Here is a 6629-nt window from a genome sequence, read left to right as displayed (position 1 = left end):
GAAAATATTTTGTATGTACAAAACATAATTAATAATAGACCTAGAGAGATTTTAGGTTATTTATCTGCTATTGATGTTTACACAAAACTTAGTCAAGAAAACCCGTGAAATGAAATGCCAGAAAATGAAAATTTATACGGATGACAAAAACGAGGACACGCAAGCAACGCTAATAGAAACAAATTTTTTAAAAAGCTAATAGATTAATTATAAAAATTGAGATGTCTATCTTGATTTTTTATTATTTAAGTTTTTTAAAATATATAAAAAAGATATACCTTGTAAATAAGATATATCTTTATTTTGATTGTAGCTTTTGAAATTACAATCTGGGAGTGTGGTTCAATTTTGGAACCTCACTTTTATAATGAATATTTATTATTTTTAAAGGATTTTTTAAAACTTAATTGTATATAAGAATACGCTTATCTAAAACATAATTTATTTTACATTTAAGCTTGAATTTTTTTATGATTTTGTGTCAAAACAAAAAAAAAAATAATATACTTTATTTATATATAAATTATAAGGAGATAAAATGGCTTCAAAGAAAATAAAAATACTAGCAGGAACTGTAATAGCAACAAGCTCAATTTTAACTGCTTCAAGCTTAATTTCATTCGTATCGGCCAACGGTAGAAAAAATAGTAATACTAAAAATGATAATGTACTATTGCAAAACTTAGAACAATCATTAAGCTCTATATTGCAAAAAGCAGAAGCACAATATAATAAATATAAAAATAATGATAAGTTAACTACACAACTAGAAAACTTAAAAAACGCTATAAATCAAGCTAAACAAGATTTAAGTAATAATCCTAGTTCAATAGATATTATTAAGAATTCTGATAATCTAAGTGATAAAATTTTTGATTTATTATCTTCTGCTTCTACTGCTGATAATGGTGTAAGTTTAATAGATCAATTAAAAAATGAAATCGCTAGAGCTCAAAAATTTGTGGGTACAAATAAATCTAATCCTGATTTAGTAGGAGAAATTACTAAACTTAATGATGCTATTGCTAATGCACAAAAACTTGATGAAAATAGTAATAATGAAGATATTAATAATGCTTTAAATAATCTTGCTAATAATTTAGATAAAGCTTATGCGGTGAAAGATTTAATGAATGCTATTAATCAAGCTAAAAATGAAGCAAATAATTTAAAGAATCCAAATCAGAAATCTTCAAAAGAATCGTTGCAAGAGGCAATAGATAAAGCTAAAGAGTTATTAGAAAATTCAAATAATACAAGCGAAAACCTTGATAAATCTGCTGAAGATTTACAAAACTTAGTTTCAAATATTATTAACGAAAATAATAATAGTGTTCAAGACAATGAAGCATACAAAATTTTTATTGCTAAACGTAAAGAATTAGTTGCGAAATGAAATGAAATTAAAAATACATCTAACTATTCTAAAATTGCTAACTACCTTAAAAATATTTACTATGGCACCGATACAATAAGCAAATATGATCCGGTGGAGGATATTAAGAGTGCTACAAATGAAATAGTAAAAGGAATTGAAAATGCAAACATTAGAATTCAGGCTCTTAATGATGCGATCAATGCATTAGATGCAAAGCTTTCTACATTTGATGAGTATAAAGACAGTATTAGCGGTGATAAAAATGTTGATAATAAATATGCTTATGTAATTGATAAAATTAATCAAATTATTGAAAAAACTAATGAAGCAAAACAAAATGGTACTGCTCCAGATATTATTAATGAATTAACTGAATATCTAGGCACTAGACTTGAAAATATTAAGGAAATAGTTAAAGCGGTAGATAATTTTGACGATAAGATCAGAATGGTTCAAAGAAATCTTGATGGATATGCGGATAACCCAGATGGACGACAATATAAAGAAACATTAATTGAGGCATTAAATGAAGCTAAAAAGGCCTTAAACTCTTCTGATGTTGAACAACTTAAAATTGCTGAACAAAACTTATTTAAAGCATGACAAAAATTCCAAGGTGATTACAATTCAATAGATTGACGTAAACGCGAGACATTAAATAACTATTTAGACTATAAGCGAAGATTGCAATATATTTATGAGGTATTAGTTAGAACCAATAATGATTGAGAAGACGAAAGAATTACTCAGTTGATTTCCATAGTTAATGATGAGTTAAATAGTCTTCCAGACTATAACAATTCTAATTATTCACAAACATTATTAGTTGATATTACTAATGCATATGAAAGAGCAAAAAGCTTTGTAAACAAAGATACTCTTGAAAGAGATAATATATTTAAAACTGTTCATGACGCCCAAAATGCTTTATATAATGATTTCCAAAAATGACAAGCTGAAATTAGAGAATTAATATATCCAGATGACAATCGTGCAAGAGATTTTGATGAAAATTATTTTGATACTCATTTCATAGATGCTAAAGATAACTACCTTAAACTTTATAATGATTTCAATAATAATAAATATAAATATGGTATTAAAAAACTTCAGGAAACTAAGACTGAAGGGGAAAGATTTTTTACAGAATATGTAGCTAAAATAAATGAAGTTAAAGAATTATTTAATGCTGAATTGCAAAAAGATATCGAATTATTTATGAAAGTTAATGATTGAAGATTCAAAAATTTAAATGATGATACCACGAAATTCTTTGAACCGCTTTGATATAAGTTTAATAGTTTTTGACCTAATACTGATGATCCTGAACAAGCATTGAAATACTTAAGAAGAAATTTATATAATAGTTGATACAACATTGAAGGTTTAAAAAATCTTTATTCTAATTTAAGTCAAATGTTTGAAAAATGTAAAGGCGATACTGAGGCTTATATTAAAAATACTTTAGAACCTAAATACAATGAATTCAAAGCTAAATATAATGAACTTATAGAAAAAATTAAAGCAAAAGAATCAGAACCAGAATATAGCCAATTAGCCAAAAGTTATATTAATTATATAACTACAACTGATAGTTTTTCATCTCTTATTAATCATGGAGATAAGCCATTAAGTGGTATAGAAAATGCTACTGTTAAGAATTTAGACAAATATATTGGTTGATTTAATACTATATATAATAATTTTGAAAATAAAATAGATTCCCCTTTTAGAGGAACAAATTATTACTAATAATTATTATTAAATAATCCTTATTGAATACTTTAGATATATTCAAATTTGAATATATCTTTTTATTTTAATTTAGCATTAATGCATTAAAAAATCCATAGCTAAGGCTATAGATTCAAAATTAGTAATTCATATATTTTTCGTATTCATCAAGTGTGCCGTGGTAAATAAAACTTTTATCAGGAGCTATTTCTAAGATTACATTAGCTACTTGATTAACTAAAGCACGGTTATAGGTGGTGAATATAGCCCCACCTTTATATGCTTTTAAGCCTGATATAACACTATCGATACTTTCAGCATCTAAGTGGTCTAAAGGTTGATCTAGGATTAAGAAGTTAGCTTCTAATAGCATCATTCTTGAAAACATCAATCTAGCTTTTTCTCCACCAGATGTTACCTTAACTTTTTTAAATACAGTGTCATTTGAGAAAAGCATTCTACCCAAGAAACTTCTCATTCTTTGGTCTGAGTTATCTTTAGTTTCTTCAGTTGAATTATATGAAGGTCATTTGCTTAACCAATCAATAATTGTTTCATCACTATCATTAAAATATGAACTATTATCATTAGGGTAATAAGTAGTTTTAATGGTTTGACCTCATTTAATTTCGCCACTTGTAGGTTTAGTGATACCAGCCAAACATTCTAAGAATTTAGTTTTAGCGATATCGTCTTCACCTATTAAAACCATTTTCTCGCCTTTAGATAATGTAAATGAAACATTAGCGAATAAAGTTTCGCCCTTTTCATTTACATAGGATAAATCTTCAATGCTTAAGATATCTTTACCTTGTTCTCGATTAATTTCTCAGTTAATATAAGGATATTTTCTATTTGAAGGTTTGATTTCATCAAGAGTAATTTTTTCAAGTAATTTTTTTCTACTTGTAGCTTGTCTACTTTTTGAAGCGTTGGCACTGAAACGAGCAATAAACTGTTGAAGTTTTTCAATTTGATCTTCTTTTTTGGCGTTACTTTGTTTCATTAATTCTCTAGCAAGTTCACTACTTTCTTTTCAGAAGGTATAGTTACCAGTATACATTTTAGCTTCATTGTAGTCAATATCAACTATATGAGTACATACATTATCGAGGAAGTCGCTATCGTGAGATACAACTATAACAACATTTTGATAGTCAGCAAGGAAGTTTTCTAATCATTTAATAGTTCTTAAGTCAAGGTGGTTGGTTGGCTCGTCCATAATTAAAATATCTGGATTCCCGAATAAAGCTTTTGCTAAAAGAACTTTAATTTTTTGATTAGCAGTTAATTCGCTCATTGGCGAATATCATTTATCTTTAGGAATTTGTAAACCAGCAAGCAATTCTTGTGCGTCATTATCGGCTGTTCATCCGCCTAAATCGCCGAATTCAATTTCTAATTCTCCGGCTCTTTCATAGTCTTTTTCAGTAGCTTCAGGATTAGCGTAAATTGCATCCTTTTCTTCCTTAATTTTATAAAGATCGGTATTACCCATTATAACTACGTCAGTAACAATTAAATCGTCATAAGCGTTATGATCTTGACCTAAAACACTAATTCTACGATTCTTCTCAACAATTATTTGGCCACCAGATGATTCAACTTCACCAGCTAAAATTTTTAAAAACGTACTTTTGCCAGCTCCATTTGCACCGATTATCCCGTATGTGTTTCCTGCTGTGAATTTTAAAGTTACATTTTCAAAAAGTTTTTTATCACTAAAAATTTTACTTAGATTCTGAACTTCAACCATATTTTCTCCTTATTTCTCTGTTTTAAGCACTTATTTGTAAATCGATTGACATTTTTTCATATATATCTTTATTGTTTTGTTTGAGCAAATATAATGCAATTTTCTTACGAATTAAAACAATTTGAACTTGTTTCATTTGATCTTCATTATTCAATGAATATCCAATTACATCTCTTGCGAAAAGTTGTTCGTTTTTAATTTCTTCTGGAGTAATTTTTAAACTTCCATTGTGGTAAATAATGTTTTCAATTAAATAATTGAAATATGAATTAACCGCTCTTTGTCATAATTGATTTTTGATTGCTTTTCCTGTTTCATCATTTTTATTTAGACTTTCAACAAAAGCATCTCTTTTTGCAGGATCTATTTGCATAATTTCTTTTTGGATCATATCATCAGCATCAATAACAACATAATTATCAGGTAATGCAAAGCTGTTTGCAAGCGAAATTGCTTGGAAAGCCTTTTGATAATATTGAAGTAATTGATTAGAAGCGTTTTCTTTTCTTGCGTCTGAATAAATTTTGTTTTTTAAGTCTTCTAACGTGTTAATGTTTTCAAGTTTAATATCTTTGATATTTTCATCTGTAAGGTTAGTTGGAGTAGTTTTAAGAATTTCGTGAATTTTAATCTTAATTAATGCACTATCCGGAGCTGTAGTTTCAAAATATTCACCAGCCTTATGCCCAATTACTAATGAATTAACTGTAAATTTGCTTGTGCCTTCTGCATAAATGATTTTATTTTTATCATCTAAAACTACCTTATCACCTTTAACAACAGTAGCATCAACTTTTACGCAATCGCCTGTTTCACAGGCTTTTTCAGAAGGAACTAACATTGGATAGTTATTTACAACCTTGTTATAAGTTTCTTCTAAAGATTGAATTGGAAGTTCTTTATATTCAAAAGAAATACTTAAATTATCTAATCTAACTTTTTTGAATTCTTCAAATGAATAATAAACAAGTTCAATTGTATAAACCGTTTCGTTTTGATCATATTTAGAAACTTTAACGTGTGGAGGCATTAGAAAAATATTTTCGCCAGCTTCTTTTCTTACTTCTGTAACAAAAATATCAACATTAGTTTTCATTAAGTTAGTTCTAGCTATATTTTCAATCTCATTACTGTTTACTTTGTTATCACTATTAGTCTTTTGTTGTCATAATTGGATTAATAATTTTGCTTTTTCAGTTTCAAGATCACTCATACTGATTGAAAAATTGATACTTTTTGAATTAAAATTAATCATTATATTTACTCCTTAAAATTTATTAATAAATTATATCCCATAAATCATTTTTTGCAATATAAAGCCTTTGCACTTGAATGTACAATAATGCCATTTTTAGAATTAAATAATTCATTAAATTTGTAAAAATAGCAAAAAGAATTTTATTTTGACAAATTTATGGAATTTTTACCATTTACAAAAAAAAAAAAAAAAATAGTGTTGTTTTTGAATGATTTCTGTATACTTTAAAAGTTATATTAATTTTTTATGTGCTTTTATAAGCGAATAAAAAGATTGGAGAATTATGCCTACAAATAAGAAAAAAGTACTTACAGGATTAACAATTGCAACTGGTGTTGCATTGATTTCTGCTACATCTACAACAATTGCGGCTCTTATGAGAAATCAAAAGAATAGTGGTATTGATACAGCTAGAGAACAATTAAAACAATTGATCCAAGAAGCTGAATTAATTGATCAAACTAATCAAGCTAATTTAGATTTAGTTGAACGATTAAGTAATC

Annotated in this window: 4 protein-coding genes and 1 pseudogene; 3 read left to right on the top strand and 2 right to left on the bottom strand. The window is 27.0% G+C overall.

Going from position 1 to position 6629, the window contains the following annotated elements; translation table 4 throughout:
• Nucleotides 1-207, top strand: a pseudogene (locus T390_RS04180) (IS30 family transposase); the annotation flags it as partial.
• 331 nt (nucleotides 208-538) lie between these two features.
• Entirely contained in the window at nucleotides 539-3130 is a 2592-nt protein-coding gene (locus tag T390_RS0103315) for a GumC domain-containing protein (RefSeq protein WP_027335072.1), read from the top strand.
• 121 nt (nucleotides 3131-3251) lie between these two features.
• Here the strand turns inward: T390_RS0103315 and T390_RS0103310 are convergent, their stop codons facing one another.
• Together T390_RS0103310 and T390_RS0103305 are read right to left on the bottom strand one after the other, a co-directional pair.
• Entirely contained in the window at nucleotides 3252-4868 is a 1617-nt protein-coding gene (locus T390_RS0103310; RefSeq protein ID WP_027335071.1) for an ABC-F family ATP-binding cassette domain-containing protein, read from the bottom strand.
• 22 nt (nucleotides 4869-4890) lie between these two features.
• Complete coding sequence (locus T390_RS0103305; RefSeq protein ID WP_027335070.1) at nucleotides 4891-6123, bottom strand: trigger factor-related chaperone; 1233 nt, start codon at nucleotides 6121-6123, stop codon at nucleotides 4891-4893.
• Between the two features lie 286 nt (nucleotides 6124-6409).
• Here T390_RS0103305 and T390_RS03875 point away from each other — a divergent pair.
• The coding region (locus T390_RS03875) for a hypothetical protein (protein WP_036436245.1) at nucleotides 6410-6629 on the top strand (220 nt) is incomplete at its 3' end.

It is taken from the genome of Mycoplasmopsis felifaucium ATCC 43428 (genome assembly GCF_000687775.1).
Classification (GTDB): domain Bacteria; phylum Bacillota_I; class Bacilli_A; order Mycoplasmatales; family Metamycoplasmataceae; genus Mycoplasmopsis; species Mycoplasmopsis felifaucium.
Note: the sequence above shows the minus strand (reverse complement) of the source record. Positions and strands in the feature narration are given on the sequence as shown.